Source organism: Mucilaginibacter sp. P4_E8 (assembly GCF_056401495.1).
The window spans coordinates 30,184-45,671 of record NZ_JBFUJG010000020.1 but is presented as its reverse complement, the minus strand read 5'-3'; the positions used below and the strand labels follow the sequence as shown (position 1 = coordinate 45,671).

Below are 15,488 nucleotides of genomic sequence, written 5' to 3'. Positions count from 1 at the left end.
TGGGTTGAAATTTAGAGCAATGACTCTTAGAGCAAAGATAAAAGATGAGGTATCCTTACTCTTTTATCCAAAAATCCTTATTCCTGCCATGTATTATTTTTTTATGATGAAATCAATATTTGCCGGACTTACCTTTACAATTTTACAAAATGGAGGGACGCGTGTAAGCTTCACCGGGAGTGATTTGTAGTCGTGGTCGCGCCAAAGGTCAAGGTCGGCAGTAGCTTCAAACAGGTCTTCGTTCATATCAGGGTACCTGCTCAGCGCTGTAGTAAATGTCACTTTAACCCGCTGTGGAAATACCTTTACATTATCATAATTATGATTGTTAATTAGCTTAACAGGCAGATCCAAAGTTTTTTCGGTAAACTCATCAACCGGCACAATTACCTGTACAGTTTTAGGATATACATTTAAATTACCTTCCTTTACCGATTGTAAGTTTATCCGGGTATTTATAGTTTCATCAACCTCCTGCATTTGCAGCGAATCTGTTTTCCATAAACTTATTTCCTTTAACCTGCCAGTAGGGCCGCTCACCGTTATATAAGCTGGTTTAATAACTATATTGCCCGATACAGCAAATTGTTTCCGGTATTTAAGACCCAGCATAAGCTGTACCGGAACCTTTTTTACCAGCCTGTTTGTAAAATCAAAATACAGGGTATCAGGATCAATAGATATAATGGGTTGGGTAAGTTCTTTGTTGATGTTAATTTGCTTTAGCTGGGAGCTGAGGACTACATAATTTCGGTTTTCAAGCGTAGCCAGGTCAATAGTAATAGGCTTGCTTTCTTTATTCATACCCGAAAACAGCATTTGCCAGCCTGTGCCCTGTACGGTAGCCTTAACCGTATCGGGCTGTAAAGAATGAAAAGCACGTTTTTGCGGAGCGTTTTTGTAAGTAAGCACCTCCTGCACAGAGTAGCTATATACGTTGGATAGCGTAGTAAACACCCAGGCTAAAACAGCCAGCACCAGGCAGGTGAAAAATGCCGATAAGCGCCTTCGTTCTGTTGCTGATAATTTTACTATTGCCATATTTATTAAGCTTAAGGCTTAAAGCCAAAAGCTGAAAGCAAAAAAAGCGGTTAACTGTTTTCAACTTCCAGCTTTTGGCTGTTATACATGAGCTATTCTTAGCTTTGGGCTTTTAGCCTTATGCTTTTAGCTTTAATTAGCTTTTTACAGGGGCGGCCGGAGCATTTAACGCTTTTGAAGCATCTAAAGCTATAGCCGACTTATCAAAACGGATCTTACCGTTATCAACTTCAACTAAAAAAGTGGTATCGTTAATGTCGATGATTTTACCGTGTATACCAGCGGTTGTAACAACCCTGTCACCTTTTTTTAGTTCCTCTACGTATTTCTTTTGGTCTTTTTGCTTTTTAACCTGCGGGCGGATCATGAAAAAGTAAAACACTACGATAATTAATACCATAGGAATTAACATGCCGTAACCTCCAGATGCTGGTGCTGCTTGTAATAAAATAGTTGCTATCATTTTTTAAATTAATTGTTATTTCGTTAAAACTTCGCCAATTAAATGCACCATGTTTTGGGCGGGTACCGTATTGGCGGTAATGGTTATTTGTTTATCCTGCAAACCTGTTTTGCCCGCACTGTTAAATACAACTTTGATCAAACCGCTTTCACCTGGTTTAACCGGGGTTTTAGGCCATTCAGGTGTGGTACAGCCGCAGCTTGCAACCGCGTCAGTAATGATCAACGGCGATTTGCCATTGTTTATGAATTTAAAATCGTAGCTAACTTTATCGCCTTGTTTAATTTTACCAAAGTCATGACTTTCTTTTTCAAACTTCATTACGGGCGCAATTGCTGCATTAGCGGTAGTTGCAGCAGTTTTATTCGCTGTGCTGTCGCCTGTGGTTGCAGCTGTTGAGGCATTGCCCGGAGTTTGATTACAGGCCGATAATAGTACGCCTGCGGTTACTAAGCTTAAAAACAATTTCTTCATTAGTTCAATTATTATTCTATTAATCCTCTGCCTATTTTTTTGATCTTATTCTCTGCTTTAAGGTCAATTAAAATCTTGTCTAAGATACCGTTTATAAATGAATTACTTTTAGGCGTGCTAAACTCTTTGGAGATCTCCAGGTATTCATTAATGGTTACTTTAACCGGGATGGATGTGAAATTAACAAACTCTGTAATAGCCATTTTCATTAATAAGGTATCCATCATGGCAATACGCTCAGGCTCCCAGTTTTGGGTTTTGGCAGCAATCAATTCCTGGTAAGGTGCATCAAATCTTACGGTTTTCTGAAACAGGTCTACCACAAACTCGCGATCCTCGGCCCAGTTGCCTGTAATTTCGGCCAGGTGATTCAGTTTGGCATCCTCGTAAGCAAAGTTTTTAAATGTTTTTGCTATTAATGCCTGCAGCACATCGCGGTCAACGGGCCAAAAAATAAATTTATCTTCAAAAACCTGCTCGGCCAGTGATGATTTTAGAATTACTTTTTTGAAAATAAATTTAATAATGTCTTTATCCGTTTGTATGGTATCACCGGTTTTTGCAAGATATTCGGCATACTCGGGCGCATTTTTAAGGATAGTGAATAGTGACTTGGCCAATTCGGGCTCAAAATGCCACTCCACTTTATATTTTTTTAAAGCGATCAGGTAGTCGCGGTTATCATTCAGGGTAAGAATAAACCTGTTACTTAGTATTTTGCGGTCGGCATTCAGGTCTTCGGCGGTAGGCAGGTGTTTGTTGGCTCTTTCTTCGGCGTCATTTGCCGCATAATTAGCCACTTCCGAAATTAATGACAGCATCCAGATGTACATTTCAAATACCTCGTCAATGCCGCTCAGCATATTTTTTTCGTGTTGCCTAACGTCTTTAGTGTCCGATTGATGGTATGCGTATAGCGCTTGTAATACCTTTACCCTTAGGTGCCTTCTGTTTAACATGTGTAAGAACGATTTGATTCGCCAGGGGGCGAATGGTTAAAATTATGATATTGTTAATAGGATGATTTCACTTTTTTAATGTCTGCTATTCTTTTCTCCGCAATTTTATTTGCAGCTGTAATAGTAGAAATGTTTTCTGTTTTAGAAAGTTTTAAAATATTACGCGTTACTTCATAAATATTTTCGGTAAGCTGCATGGTGCGTTTTTTGCTAAAGCTCATCAGTTCCGAATAGCAGTTGATGATACCGCCTGCATTGATCACATAATCGGGTGCAAACAATATCCCCTTATCTAAAAGCAGGGCGCCATGCTCAGCCTCATCAAGTAGCTGGTTATTGGCCGAACCTGCTATAATACCGCATTTAAGCTTATTAATGGTTTGTGTATTAATGGTGCCGCCTAAAGCACATGGCGCATAAATATCGGCATCAATATCAAAAATATTGTTGTTTGATACCGCTTCGGCACCATATTTTTTAGCTATCTGGCCAATACGATCTTCCTGGATATCGCTGATGTAAACCTTCACATTCTCATCTCGCAGCAAACGTACCAGATGTTCGCCAACATGACCCACACCTTGTACTATGACTGATTTACCGGTAAGACTATCACTGCCAAATTGTTCTTTTACGCAAGCCTTTATTCCCATAAAAACACCCTGTGCAGCTACGGGCGATGGGTCGCCGCTGCCACCAATGCTTTCTGGTACGCCGGTAACATGCTGGGTTTCCATACGGATGTATTCCATATCGCGCGGATTGGTGCCTACATCTTCGGAAGTAATAAATTCTCCGTTAAGGTTTTTAATAAAGCGGCCAAACTTGCGCATTTTCGCTTCGGTTTTATCCCGGTGCGAATCGCCAATAATTACCGAGTAACCACCACCCATGTTAAGGCCGGCAACGGCACATTTATAGGTCATGCTTTTTGAAAGGCGCAATACATCATTCAACGCATCGGCTTCTGATTTGTAGTTCCACATACGTGTGCTGCCAAAAGCGGGGCCCAGTGTAGTATCATGAATGGCTATAATGGCTTTTAAACCTGTATCAGGATCGCTGCAAAATACAACTTTTTTGTGTCCGAAGGCATCGAGCTGACTGAATATGGATTCTGGTTGTTGAACAGGCATTAGTATACGGTAGTAAAATGTTTTAAGGCTCGACAAAAGTATAGGTTTTTTTTATTCTCACCAAGTTTATTAGTATACAGTCTCGGGCGATTTATGTAAAGGCGAAAAGCTTTAGGCAGAAAACCCGGAATTTGTTATTACTGACCACATGCTAAGGACTTTAGACTTTTCCCTGACTTTTAACTTATCTTACTCTCCCAACTTTTTAATACTTTTGATCATTCGGACATCCCAACCTTCGGACATCCCGACTTAAGACTTCGGACTCCTTACTTTTGGTTTGCCGGACTTTCTGACTTATGAAAGACCTCGCTTATCTTAATAAATTCTTTTACAAATACCGCTGGCGCTTAATTCCGGGTGTGCTGTTTGTAATTATATCCAATATTTTTGGTGTGTTGCCCGCGCAGGTAATACGTGTAGCCTTTGACCTGGTTACCGAAAATATTGGTGCTTACCAGCTTTTTGCCGGCTTTAACAGGCAAAGTATGATATATGATATTTTTGGCAGCAGTCTGATGCTTTTTGGCGCACTGGTATTGGTACTGGCCTTATTGCGCGGGTTGTTCCTGTTTTTTATGCGGCAAACCATTATCCTCATGTCGCGGCATATTGAGTACGACCTGAAGAATGAAATATATCACCATTACCAGAAACTATCATTAGCATTTTACCGCCGCCACAATACCGGCGATCTGATGAACCGTGTTACCGAGGATGTGAGCCGTGTGCGCATGTACCTGGGGCCTGGCATTATGTACACCATTAATACGGTAGTGTTGTTTATGTTGGTGATATATGCCATGCTTACTGTAAATGTAAGGCTGGCTATCCTTTCTGTACTGCCACTACCCATACTGGCGGGCATCATTTACTATGTAAATAACGTGATCAATTTCCGCAGCGAGCAGATCCAGGAGCGTTTATCTACCTTGTCGAGCTTTGTGCAGGAGAACTTTTCAGGTATCAGGGTCATCAAATCATACGTGAGGGAGGGTTTTGTACGAAAGAGTTTTGCTGCCGAAAGCGAGAATTATAAATCACATTCCATGGCCCTGGTTAAAGTGCAGGCCCTGTTTTATCCTATTATGCTGTTACTGGTAGGCCTGAGCAATGTGATCACGATGTACGTGGGTGGGGTAGAGGTAATGAAGGGCAACATCACATCGGGCAATATTGCTGAGTTTATTGTATACCTAAACATGCTTAGCTTCCCGGTTATATCATTAGGTTGGGTAACCTCGCTCATTCAGCGGGCGGCGGCTTCGCAAAAACGTATTAATGAGTTTTTGCATGAAAAACCCGAGATCATATCGCCCGAAGGGGAAATACATACAGTTAAAGGGGCTATTGAATTTAATAAGGTTTCGTTCACTTATCCGGATACAGGCATTCATGCCCTTAAAAATGTATCATTTACTGTGGAACCCGGGCAAATGGTAGCTATTATTGGTCGTACAGGTTCGGGAAAATCCACTATAGCCAATTTGGTAATGCGTATGTATGATACTACGGGCGGCCAAATATTCATTGACCATATACCTGTACAACAGCTTAATCTGGAAAGCTACCGTTCGCAAGTTGGCTTTGTACCACAGGAAGTTTTCCTTTTTTCTGATACCATTGCCAATAATATTGCCTTTAGTGCCGATGTACTTGATATGCCAGTTGTAGAGCAAGCAGCCAGAGATGCCGCGGTGTATAGTAATATTATGGAGTTGGAAAAAGGTTTTGAAACGCTGATAGGAGAGCGGGGCGTAACATTATCAGGTGGACAAAAGCAGCGGGTATCAATCGCGCGTGCTATTTTTAAACATCCGCAGATATTGATCTTTGATGATTGCCTTTCGGCAGTTGATACCCGTACCGAGGAGGAAATACTGAACAACCTGGGACGGGTGATGCAAAATAAGACCAGCATTATTATATCCCACCGCATATCGACCATAAAAAATGCCGACAAAATATTGGTAATGGATAATGGCGAAATTGTTGAACATGGCACCCATGATTACCTGATGCAATTGAAGGGTACTTACTTTGAGTTATACGAAAAACAATTGCTTGAAGAGGAGCAAGACGCCTGATTTTTTCTTTTTAACACAAAAAAATGGCATAAATGTTTCAAAAAGCTCAATAAAATCGAATAAAATACTTGCGCTTTCATTTTTTGATTTATATTTATGCCAACCAAAACTAATTACAGGTATATTCATTATGGGAGATTTTGACAATAGAGAGCGTGAAGAGGTTTTTTCAAAGAAGGTGAGAGCCGGGAAGAGGACTTATTTTTTTGATGTGAAAGCAACCCGTTCAAACGATTACTATGTTACAATAACAGAAAGTAAAAAACGGTTGGAGGATGGTGTTTTTATTAAGCACAAAATATTTTTGTATAAAGAAGACTTCGAAAAGTTTGCTGAAGGTTTAAAAGAAACCGTAGAGTACATTAAGGCAAATCAGGACGTAGTTGAAAAACGCTACGAGTACAACGAAAACCCTGAAGTAGCAAAAGCATCTGCCGATGAAGATTTCTCATTCGAGATTTAAAAAAGAACAAAACTAAACTAATACCATAAGGAAAAACCTGCTCTTGAGCAGGTTTTTCTGTTTGACAAGAATTTAATACAATTTGTCATTCTGAGCGTAGCGAAGAATCTAATCGCCGATATGCACAGTTCACGAATAGATCCTTCGCTACGCTCAGGATGACAAAGAGTGAGAATGTTTATCCTAAAGCAGTGTGCCCCGCATTAATATTACGGCGATGGTAAAGTAAATGATAAGTCCGGTTACATCAACCAGGGTGGCCACAAACGGGGCTGAGGATGTAGCAGGGTCGGCGCCAAGCTTTTTCAGGATCAGGGGTAACATGGAGCCGGCTAATGATCCCCATAATACTACACCTACAAGGGCACAGCCTACGGTTAAGCCTACCAATATCCAGTGCGGCCCGTAAATGGGCGAAAACATAGTCCAGATATAGATCCGCATAAAACCTATTAATCCCAATGTTAAGCCCAGCATTAAGCCCGACATCAGCTCGCGGCGCATAACCCGCCACCAATCAGCAACGGTAACCTCACCCAAAGCCATAGCCTGTATAATTAGGGTGGAAGCCTGCGAGCCGCTGTTACCCCCGCTTGATATGATGAGCGGAATAAATAAGGCCAGCACAACCGCCTTTTCAATAGCTTTTTCAAAAAAGCCCATGGCCGTGGCGGTAAGCATTTCGCCTAAGAATAATATGATAAGCCAGCCTACGCGTTTTTTTACCAGCCTGAACAGGTTAATGTCAAGGTAAGGCTCATCCAGCGCTTCGGTACCCCCAATTTTTTGAATATCCTCGGTGTACTCTTCGTTGGCTATCCATAAAATATCATCAACGGTTACAATGCCCAGTAATATGTTCTCATTATCAACCACGGGTAGGGCCGTGCGGTTATTCATCCTGAAAATATTGATGGCCTCTTCCTGTGGATCACTCGCGCTCAGGGCTATCAACCGGCCGTCCATCAGGTCGCTTACCTTTGTTTCGGGTTTAACCAATAGTATCTCGCGGATCCTGATATCATCCAGTAACTGACCGGTTTCGTCAATTACATATATTACATCAATGGTTTCAGAGTTTTTACCATACCGGCGTATATGAGATAATACCCGGGTTACATCCCATGTTTTTTTAACGGCAATATAATCAGGTGTCATCAAGCGGCCAACGCTGTCTTCCTCGTATCCTAAAAGAGATAATGCTTCCTTACGATCTTCGGGCGACAGGTGCTGGATCAGTTTTTGAACGGCATCACCATGCAATTCACTAAATAGGGCGGTACGGTCATCAGGAGGCAGCTCATTAATCAGATCGGCAACTTTTTGACCGGATAGTTTTTTAATGATACGCTCCTGGGTGGGCGAATCTAATATGCGGAAAACGTTAACGGCGCGGTTTAACGACAGGGTTTCAATAAATCGGGGGCCATGTTCAGGGAGCTCATCTATTAGCTCTTCAACATCCGATATATTTAGGTTGTTCAAATATTCCTGTAATTGGCTATCATCATTCTGTTCCAGTAACAATTCTATTTGCTCAACCATTTCTTTCATAAGCGGATCCCCCTTGTTTTTTACATCTTATTATTAACCTGTTTGCCTTATTTTGACGATGGCAAAAGTCGTTTATTTTTTCAAATTATAAGGCAAAATTTTCTGTTATCTTTGCGCAAATTTTGTCGGTAGTCTGAATCATAATTTTCAGAATTAAAGAATTGACAGAATTAGGCTTTTAGGGTTTCGAGTTTAGAAATTAAGATTTAGAATTTACCGTTATAATATGGGTTTACAATGTGGGATAGTGGGTTTACCAAATGTGGGCAAATCAACACTTTTTAATTGCTTATCAAATGCCAAGGCACAGGCGGCCAACTTTCCGTTTTGTACCATTGAGCCAAATGTGGGCGTAATTACTGTGCCGGATGAGCGTTTAACCAAGCTTACCGAAATAGTACAACCAAAGGCCGTAGTGCCAAACGTTATTGAAATTGTTGATATAGCCGGCCTTGTTAAAGGCGCCAGTAAAGGCGAAGGTTTGGGTAACCAGTTTTTGGCTAACATACGTGCTACAAACGCCATTATACATGTGCTGCGTTGCTTTGATAATGACAATGTGATACATGTTGACGGCTCGGTTGACCCGATACGTGATAAAGAGATCATTGATACCGAATTGCAGCTGAAGGATCTGGATTCGATAGAAAAAAAGATCCAGAAGGTTGAAAAAATGGCTAAAACCGGCGGCGACAAAGAAGCTAAAAAAACCTTTGATGTTTTAACCGTTTACAAAAACCATCTGCTTTCGGGTAAATCGGCCCGTACGGCCCCGGTTGCTGAAGAGGATAAGGAATACATTGCTGATATATGGCTGCTTACCGCCAAGCCGGTAATGTACGTTTGTAATGTTGACGAGGGTTCTGTAAGTACCGGTAACGCGTATGTGGAGCGGGTAAAGGCGGCTGTGAAAGAAGAAAACGCCGAAGTGCTGATCATATCGGCACAAATAGAGGCGGAGATAGCTGAACTGGAATCATACGAGGAACGCCAGATGTTTTTGAATGACCTTGGTCTTACAGAATCAGGTGTGAACAAACTGATCAAAGCTGCTTACCGTTTGCTTAACCTGGCTACCTATTTTACTGCCGGTGTGCAGGAAGTACGTGCCTGGACCATTACGCAGGGCTTTACCGCGCCGCAAGCCGCAGGTGTGATCCATACCGATTTTGAAAAAGGGTTTATTCGTGCCGAAGTAATTAAATATGAAGATTTTGTTAAATTTAACGGCTCAGAAGCTATAATAAAAGAAAATGGCAAGCTGGGTGTCGAAGGAAAAACCTATATTGTGCAGGATGGCGACATTATGCATTTCAGGTTTAACGTATAGTATAACCATTCAGAAACCTAAATTTGAAAAACCGTTATGAAAAGACCTGCTTTATTAAAAACCTTAGCCTGCTTATTTATAGCGCTTGTAATTAACATACAAAAGCCCTTTGCTCAAAATTCCAAATCAATGACTGAAATAACAACCGCGGTTGAGCAATTACGTAAAGCGATGGTAGATGCCGATGGCGCTACCCTTGACAAACTAACCTCAAGCGAACTAAGCTACGGCCATTCAAGTGGCAAGGTACAAACCAAAAAAGAGTTTATAGATGATCTTGTGACAGCTACATCAGATTTTGTATCTATCGACATTACCGATCTAACTATTAAGGTGGTAGGCAACACAGCAATTGTGCGCCACGTCCTTTCGGCAGCGAGTAACGATAAAGGCAAGGGCCCTGGTACTGTAAAACTTGGTATATTGCTGGTATGGGTTAAAAACAATGACCAATGGCAACTGCTGGCCCGCCAGGCAGTAAAAATTCCGTAAGTAAATAAGGGGATATAGTAATGTCCCGAGCGATATGAAAAGAGGGGTTACTTATTTCAAGTAAACCCTCTTTTTTTGATATTAACATTGTTGACTTTTGTACTTTAAACCATCGTTTTTTTCCATTTTCCACCCTTAAACAATATGTAAGCCGCTATGCTTAATCCAACTTCGGCAACTGGGATGGAAATAAAAACACCCGTTGGCCCCATTGCAAAATACTTGGCTAATAAATAAGCGAAAGGAATTTGGAATAACCAAAATGTAAAAACGTTAATTTTAGTTGGTGTCCAGGTATCGCCGGCACCATTAAAAGCACTGGTTAAAACCATGCCTACACCGTAAATAACAAAACCGCCGCTTAAAATTTGTAAAGACCGGGTGGCTACTTTTTTAACCGCCTCATCATCTGTAAAAAATGAGGCAAATAAATGTCCGCAGGTTAAAAACAGGATGCTCACAATGCCTAAAAACACAACCGTGTATCTTATAGTTTGAAATACCGATTGTTCTGCCCTGTCCAAGTGCCCGGCACCCAAATTTTGTCCAACCAGTGTTGCTGCTGCGTTGCTCAGTCCCCAGGCCGGCAACAGGAAAAACATCATTAGCCGCAGTGATGTTTGGTAGCCTGCCGAACCATGGTCGCCGCCGGTTGTGGCAACCAATTGCGCCAAAAATATCCAGCTGCAACTGGCTATCACAAATTGTAAAATACCGGGTGCGGCAATTTTAATAATCGCTTTGATCTGCTGCCAGTCGGGTATGAAATAGCTTATGCGTATTTTTAAAGCATTTTTGCCATTAAATAAATTGTAGATCTGGTAACTAACACCCAGGCCCCGGCCAATGCTGGTGGCTATGGCCGCGCCTGTTAAACCAAACGCCGGGATAGGGCCTATGCCCCTGATAAAAATAGGGCATAAAATAATGTTCGCGATATTGGCTATCCACAAACTACGCATGGCGATGGCGGCATTACCTGCCCCCCTGAAAATACCATTTATTAAAAACAACAAAACGATAATGAGACTACCGCCCATCATGATGCGAACGAATGGAGTTCCATGATCTGCAGTTTCTGTCGAAGCGCCCATAATTAAAAGTAGGTCGCGGGCATGCAGAAATCCAAAAATGCTGATGGCCAGGTTAATAAATACAGCAATTAAGATAGTTTGCATTCCTGCTTTTGATGCCGCTTCGGGGTTTTTCTCGCCAATACGGCGGGCAACAACTGCGGTTGCGGCCATACTTAAACCGATAGCCAATGAGTATATTACGGTTAATACAGATTCGGTTAAACCTACTGTTTGAATGGCGTGACTGCTGTTTTCTAAATGACCTACAAAATAAAGGTCGACCAGCGCAAAAACAGATTCCATTGCCATTTCCAACATCATGGGGATAGCTAACAAAACAATTGCTCTTTTAATGCTGATAGCGGTCAGATCAACTTCCTGGCCTTTTATCGCTTGCTTTAAAACAGAGAAAAAAGAAGATACCTTACTCTTTGTAGTAATTGACTGTGACATAAATATAAGCTTGTATTATTTTAGGTAGTTGCGTTGTATCCGGGCTGCAAATATAATGAAACCTTTTGGTTACGCAAGTTCGGAAATAAATATCTTCTATAGATACACTTATGTCTCAATTGTTACCGGGAATTTTAAAAAATACTATTAGTGGTAATAACACGCCAAACAATGAAAACGACAATAAAATGATTTAATTAAAAAACTACCTTTTTTTTATGTGAAAAGCAGGTAAACAGCGATATTTTTATCAACTTTTATATAAATAATATCAAAGAAAATCGTTAAATTAACAACACCAATTAATTCCTGATTTGTCTTTATTATATGGAGACGCTGATCACATACATGTTCCAGCTTACATTGGCCTTTATGGTAATACAGGTCTGTATACCCCTTGTGATTATTTTTAAAGAGAGGAATAAGCCCAAAACTTATAGTGATTACGCCGACTTAAACCAGATAAAGTTTGACAAAACAGAACACCAGCATTTTCTCCAGGAAATAGATTCTATTTTAAATATTAATCATATATCACATTGTGATGATTAAGAAACTTATTTAGATAATAAAAAAGCCTCTCAGATAAAATCTGAGAGGTTTTTGTGCTCCCGACGAGATTCGAACTCATATCGATGGTACCGGAAACCATAATTCTATCCGTTGAACTACGGGAGCGTTTGCTGCAAAGATATACATTCAATTGTTTATCCGGTTATGGAATGTTCAAAAATTGATCGGGTTATGATCTCTTTTATTTGAGCGTAGCTACGCCTCATCACCTAATTTTTATCACTCCGGTTTTATACAGGTCAATAGCCTGTTTTAAAATAGCCTGGATAGCTTCAATAGGCAGGTCCTGATCGGCTTCAAAGAGCATGATCTTCATCCGCGAGCGTTTTTCGATGATCAGGTTGGGGTGATCAAATCTTTTTCCTTCAACAATGCCTATATAGGGTTGATGGAATTTTTTATGCACCCATAAATAGCAGAACATTTTGCCCTTGTAACAAAAAAACGGCATCCCGTATTTCCATGCTGCCGAAATATCCTTGTCATGCTTTAAAATAATCTCCCGTAAGGCTAACAGGCAACCCTTAACCGGTTCTGCTTTTTGCAGGTAAAAATTATCAAGTTGCGTAAGCATGAGCGAAACAAACGGTTAATCCTGAAAGGGAATAGCCCTGTTTTTTACAATTTTTGAAGCAATAAAGGCAAACAGCCCTTGTACCAATCCCGAAACTATACCTATTACAACGCCAATGATGGTTAAGGCAACCCGGGGCGAAAGATGAAGGAGATTATTGTTATACATATCGGCTTCTTTGGCATGGCTGGCCATGTAAGGTTCGAAAAAAATGAGGTGGGCAGCTATGATCCATACACAGTTTAACAGGCTTAAACAAAACCCATTGGCAAAATACATATAGGTACAATTTTTAGCAATAAAGTATGCGCTGATAATGAAAATAGCCAGCCAAAAAATTCCCTCAATGTTACTGGGAATAATAAAGGCGGTAGCAATGCCCATTGCCAAACCAAATAGGGAAAGTTTGAGTATCAGGTTCCAGTTCATGCGGTTTTTAGGTTTTAAATGTATTAGCAGTATGCTTGTATAAATTTATCTAAAACAAACTGAAAAACAAACTTCTATCTTAATAGAATTGAATGGTATACTATGCAAAATTATAAGCTATACCTTTGAAGGCACAACTCCAAAGGCTTTTTTAAACGTATATGAAAAATGCGACAAGTTTTCGAACCCTACGTCAAGGTACACTTCAGATGGTTTCTGGCCTTTTTCCCTGATCAGATAATAAGCCTCTGAAAGCCGTTTTTGCTGTAGCCATTGCCCCGGCGAAGTGCGGAACACCTTTTCAAAATCCCGTTTAAAGCTGGCCAGGCTGCGACCGGTAAGCTTGGCAAACTGGGCCGCGGGTACATTAAACATATAGTTCTGGTTCATGTAAGCCTCCAGGTCAATTTTGTAAGGTTCGCTGAAATCAAAGAGGAAATCGTAAAATGCCGGGTTCAATCTTAGTAGCAACTCAACGGCCTCTTTTGTTTTCAGATCGGCCATGGTATTGCTGGATTGTTCGGGATGATTAAAATAGGGTAGTAAAGAGTCAAAATATCCTTTGATGAATGGGTCGGGAGGGAGCAGGTGCACTGAGTCGCCCGTGTAGGGTTTGGCCGGGGCAAGTTTATGCTCTGCACTGTATCTACGTAAAAAAGCCTGGTCAAAAAATATATTGATCGATTTAAATTCGCCTTCCGGACCGGGAACTTTCTCTGATTTGATCAGCTGGTTCCTGCGGATGAGCCCTACTGTACCCGCTTTAAAAACCCTGATGCCTTCATTCGTTTTTTGATGGGTTTCGCCCGATATAATGTACCCGAAAGCATGCTCAGGTACAAAGGATTCATTACCGCGCTGTTTTTTATCAACACAGGAGTACAGCAGGTTGTTGAACAGAATGTGGCTTTTATCTTTCATTTTGATCGGCGTTTTTAAATATACCCATTACTTTAATTGGCTCAACAACATTTTATCAAATGTACGGTCGGGCAGTATTTTTCTCATGAACAGCGCAGGTCCAGCCATGTAACCCCCGTGGTAGCGGGTTTTAGGGTTTTTGGCTGCTATGGCCTTTCTGATAAGGTTTACAATAACTATCGGATCGGCATTTTTTGCATTAGCTTTTACAGCAATGCCGGCAAATTGTTTGGCTAAAGACCGGTACTCCGTATTGCCCGAGATTTTCATCAAACTATCCATTGCTATCTCGCTCCATTCAGATTTTACACCGCCCGGTTCAATTACAACTACATCAATACCAAATTGCTTTACCTCGTTACGCAGACTGTCGCTTAAGGCCTCCAGCGCAAACTTGCTGGCATGATACCAACCGCCAAGTGCAGCTGCAAACTTACCGCCGATGGATGATATATTGATGATTTTCCCGTAATGCTGCTCCCGCATATGTGGTAAAACCAATTGTATTAACCGGGCAGCGCCAAATACATTTACCTCCAGCTGGTAACGGGCATCACTGATGGGTACGTCCTCAATGGCGCCGTATGAGCCAAAGCCGGCATTGTTTATTAATACATCAATGCGGCCTTCGGCTTTAATAATGGTTTCAACAGCTGAAGCCGTTGATGCCTCGTTAGTTACATCCATAGCCAAAACCTTTACGCCAAGTTGTTGAATATCGTCCATTTTATCAACCCTGCGTGCCGCACCATAAACAATATGGCCGTCCTTTAATAAATGTATGGCCATTTCCTTACCCATGCCGGCAGAGGCGCCGGTTATTAATATGATCTTTTTCATTTTTTCTGTTTTGTTTATTACAAAACAAAAGTGTGGGTAAAAGCAGGTGCAGAGGTTTGCTGAGTAGCTCAACTTTACTTTGGTGAGAAGCTCAGGGAATGAGTGGTAAAAAAACAAAGCTGTCACCCTGAACATGTCGAAGGGCGTGTACAAAAAGCTTATGCACTATGTTTCGACAGGTTCAGTATAACAGCCTGTTAAATAATTTAATTATTTAAAAATCACAATCGGCATGTTCAACACCATCGCCTGCTTTTAAAAAGCAACTTTTTATGGCATTGCTTATGTCCGAAAGATTAAATGGCTTTGCTATAAAGGCATCGGATCCGTAATTGCCCAATGATTCAAGTACCCTTGGATAAGCAGATACCATGATCACCGGGATGTGCGCCGTCGCGGGCGTGGTTTTTAGTATGTGGCAAAGTTCGCCGCCATTTATTCCAAATAATATGTAGTCCAATATTACCATGTCGGCATTGTAACTGATAGCTGCCTTACATATATCATCGGTAAAATTGAGCACCTGAACCTCGTAACCCTCCATCTCGAGAGCGTCTTTCATCATTTCGAGTATATCCTCGCTATCATCAAGGACTAAAATTTTTTTAGGCATATTATTAAAT

Annotated in this window: 16 protein-coding genes and 1 tRNA gene; 4 read left to right on the top strand and 13 right to left on the bottom strand. The window is 41.1% G+C overall.

Annotation, left to right across the window (positions count from 1 at the left end; translation table 11 throughout):
* Nucleotides 1-93 precede the first annotated feature (93 nt).
* The 5 genes from AC1DRQ_RS11095 to AC1DRQ_RS11075 all read right to left on the bottom strand — a co-directional run bounded on the left by AC1DRQ_RS11095 (nucleotide 94) and on the right by AC1DRQ_RS11075 (nucleotide 4,073).
* Entirely contained in the window at nucleotides 94-1,041 is a 948-nt protein-coding gene (locus AC1DRQ_RS11095; RefSeq protein ID WP_477424368.1) for a YbbR-like domain-containing protein, read from the bottom strand.
* Between the two features lie 136 nt (nucleotides 1,042-1,177).
* Nucleotides 1,178-1,504, bottom strand: a complete 327-nt coding sequence (gene yajC / locus AC1DRQ_RS11090) for a preprotein translocase subunit YajC (RefSeq protein WP_429397727.1) — start codon at nucleotides 1,502-1,504, stop codon at nucleotides 1,178-1,180.
* 15 nt (nucleotides 1,505-1,519) lie between these two features.
* A complete protein-coding gene (locus AC1DRQ_RS11085) occupies nucleotides 1,520-1,978 on the bottom strand; it encodes a DUF1573 domain-containing protein (protein ID WP_429397725.1) in 459 nt (152 codons plus the stop codon).
* Between the two features lie 11 nt (nucleotides 1,979-1,989).
* Complete coding sequence (gene nusB, locus AC1DRQ_RS11080; RefSeq protein ID WP_429397723.1) at nucleotides 1,990-2,937, bottom strand: transcription antitermination factor NusB; 948 nt, start codon at nucleotides 2,935-2,937, stop codon at nucleotides 1,990-1,992.
* A gap of 53 nt (nucleotides 2,938-2,990) precedes the next feature.
* Nucleotides 2,991-4,073, bottom strand: a complete 1,083-nt coding sequence (locus AC1DRQ_RS11075; RefSeq protein WP_429397721.1) for a Glu/Leu/Phe/Val family dehydrogenase — start codon at nucleotides 4,071-4,073, stop codon at nucleotides 2,991-2,993.
* A gap of 299 nt (nucleotides 4,074-4,372) precedes the next feature.
* Here AC1DRQ_RS11075 and AC1DRQ_RS11070 point away from each other — a divergent pair, with 299 nt between their 5' ends.
* A complete protein-coding gene (locus AC1DRQ_RS11070) occupies nucleotides 4,373-6,160 on the top strand; it encodes an ABC transporter ATP-binding protein (RefSeq protein ID WP_477424364.1) in 1,788 nt (595 codons plus the stop codon).
* 130 nt (nucleotides 6,161-6,290) lie between these two features.
* A complete protein-coding gene (locus tag AC1DRQ_RS11065) occupies nucleotides 6,291-6,623 on the top strand; it encodes a DUF3276 family protein (protein WP_429398663.1) in 333 nt (110 codons plus the stop codon).
* 183 nt (nucleotides 6,624-6,806) lie between these two features.
* Here the strand turns inward: AC1DRQ_RS11065 and mgtE are convergent, their stop codons facing one another.
* Nucleotides 6,807-8,177 (bottom strand): magnesium transporter, encoded by a 1,371-nt coding sequence (gene mgtE, locus AC1DRQ_RS11060; RefSeq protein WP_429397717.1) that lies wholly within the window; start codon nucleotides 8,175-8,177, stop codon nucleotides 6,807-6,809.
* Between the two features lie 226 nt (nucleotides 8,178-8,403).
* On the opposite strand from mgtE, the gene ychF reads away from it, so the two are divergent.
* Together ychF and AC1DRQ_RS11050 are read left to right on the top strand one after the other, a co-directional pair.
* A complete protein-coding gene (gene ychF, locus AC1DRQ_RS11055; RefSeq protein WP_429397715.1) occupies nucleotides 8,404-9,507 on the top strand; it encodes a redox-regulated ATPase YchF in 1,104 nt (367 codons plus the stop codon).
* Nucleotides 9,508-9,636: 129 nt separating this feature from the next.
* Nucleotides 9,637-9,999 (top strand): nuclear transport factor 2 family protein, encoded by a 363-nt coding sequence (locus AC1DRQ_RS11050; protein WP_477424363.1) that lies wholly within the window; start codon nucleotides 9,637-9,639, stop codon nucleotides 9,997-9,999.
* Between the two features lie 104 nt (nucleotides 10,000-10,103).
* Here the strand turns inward: AC1DRQ_RS11050 and AC1DRQ_RS11045 are convergent, their stop codons facing one another.
* The 7 genes from AC1DRQ_RS11045 to AC1DRQ_RS11015 form a co-directional block, all read right to left on the bottom strand.
* Nucleotides 10,104-11,528 (bottom strand): MATE family efflux transporter, encoded by a 1,425-nt coding sequence (locus tag AC1DRQ_RS11045; protein ID WP_429397711.1) that lies wholly within the window; start codon nucleotides 11,526-11,528, stop codon nucleotides 10,104-10,106.
* Between the two features lie 606 nt (nucleotides 11,529-12,134).
* Nucleotides 12,135-12,206: transfer RNA gene (locus tag AC1DRQ_RS11040), tRNA-Arg, on the bottom strand.
* Nucleotides 12,207-12,306: 100 nt separating this feature from the next.
* Entirely contained in the window at nucleotides 12,307-12,675 is a 369-nt protein-coding gene (locus tag AC1DRQ_RS11035; protein ID WP_477424360.1) for a DUF1801 domain-containing protein, read from the bottom strand.
* A gap of 15 nt (nucleotides 12,676-12,690) precedes the next feature.
* Complete coding sequence (locus AC1DRQ_RS11030; protein ID WP_477424358.1) at nucleotides 12,691-13,104, bottom strand: hypothetical protein; 414 nt, start codon at nucleotides 13,102-13,104, stop codon at nucleotides 12,691-12,693.
* Nucleotides 13,105-13,221: 117 nt separating this feature from the next.
* The gene (locus tag AC1DRQ_RS11025; RefSeq protein WP_477424357.1) at nucleotides 13,222-14,025 is read right to left on the bottom strand and encodes a helix-turn-helix domain-containing protein; all 804 of its coding nucleotides are present in this window, start codon (nucleotides 14,023-14,025) and stop codon (nucleotides 13,222-13,224) included.
* 27 nt (nucleotides 14,026-14,052) lie between these two features.
* Nucleotides 14,053-14,865: an oxidoreductase gene (locus AC1DRQ_RS11020; protein WP_477424355.1), complete on the bottom strand. Its 813-nt coding sequence runs from the start codon at nucleotides 14,863-14,865 to the stop codon at nucleotides 14,053-14,055.
* Nucleotides 14,866-15,079: 214 nt separating this feature from the next.
* Nucleotides 15,080-15,478: a response regulator gene (locus AC1DRQ_RS11015; RefSeq protein WP_429397702.1), complete on the bottom strand. Its 399-nt coding sequence runs from the start codon at nucleotides 15,476-15,478 to the stop codon at nucleotides 15,080-15,082.
* Between the last annotated feature and the right edge of the window lie 10 nt (nucleotides 15,479-15,488).

What these genes read in the sequence shown, in the direction of transcription:
- AC1DRQ_RS11085 (WP_429397725.1), bottom strand. Translation starts at nt 1,978, where the DNA reads ATGAAGAAATTGTTTTTAAGCTTAGTAACCGCAGGCGTACTATTATCG.
- AC1DRQ_RS11070 (WP_477424364.1), top strand. Translation starts at nt 4,373, where the DNA reads ATGAAAGACCTCGCTTATCTTAATAAATTCTTTTACAAATACCGCTGG.
- yajC (WP_429397727.1), bottom strand. Translation starts at nt 1,504, where the DNA reads ATGATAGCAACTATTTTATTACAAGCAGCACCAGCATCTGGAGGTTAC.
- AC1DRQ_RS11015 (WP_429397702.1), bottom strand. Translation starts at nt 15,478, where the DNA reads ATGCCTAAAAAAATTTTAGTCCTTGATGATAGCGAGGATATACTCGAA.
- mgtE (WP_429397717.1), bottom strand. Translation starts at nt 8,177, where the DNA reads ATGAAAGAAATGGTTGAGCAAATAGAATTGTTACTGGAACAGAATGAT.
- AC1DRQ_RS11075 (WP_429397721.1), bottom strand. Translation starts at nt 4,073, where the DNA reads ATGCCTGTTCAACAACCAGAATCCATATTCAGTCAGCTCGATGCCTTC.
- AC1DRQ_RS11065 (WP_429398663.1), top strand. Translation starts at nt 6,291, where the DNA reads ATGGGAGATTTTGACAATAGAGAGCGTGAAGAGGTTTTTTCAAAGAAG.
- nusB (WP_429397723.1), bottom strand. Translation starts at nt 2,937, where the DNA reads ATGTTAAACAGAAGGCACCTAAGGGTAAAGGTATTACAAGCGCTATAC.
- AC1DRQ_RS11025 (WP_477424357.1), bottom strand. Translation starts at nt 14,025, where the DNA reads ATGAAAGATAAAAGCCACATTCTGTTCAACAACCTGCTGTACTCCTGT.
- ychF (WP_429397715.1), top strand. Translation starts at nt 8,404, where the DNA reads ATGGGTTTACAATGTGGGATAGTGGGTTTACCAAATGTGGGCAAATCA.
- AC1DRQ_RS11030 (WP_477424358.1), bottom strand. Translation starts at nt 13,104, where the DNA reads ATGAACTGGAACCTGATACTCAAACTTTCCCTATTTGGTTTGGCAATG.
- AC1DRQ_RS11050 (WP_477424363.1), top strand. Translation starts at nt 9,637, where the DNA reads ATGACTGAAATAACAACCGCGGTTGAGCAATTACGTAAAGCGATGGTA.
- AC1DRQ_RS11045 (WP_429397711.1), bottom strand. Translation starts at nt 11,528, where the DNA reads ATGTCACAGTCAATTACTACAAAGAGTAAGGTATCTTCTTTTTTCTCT.
- AC1DRQ_RS11035 (WP_477424360.1), bottom strand. Translation starts at nt 12,675, where the DNA reads ATGCTTACGCAACTTGATAATTTTTACCTGCAAAAAGCAGAACCGGTT.
- AC1DRQ_RS11020 (WP_477424355.1), bottom strand. Translation starts at nt 14,865, where the DNA reads ATGAAAAAGATCATATTAATAACCGGCGCCTCTGCCGGCATGGGTAAG.
- AC1DRQ_RS11095 (WP_477424368.1), bottom strand. Translation starts at nt 1,041, where the DNA reads ATGGCAATAGTAAAATTATCAGCAACAGAACGAAGGCGCTTATCGGCA.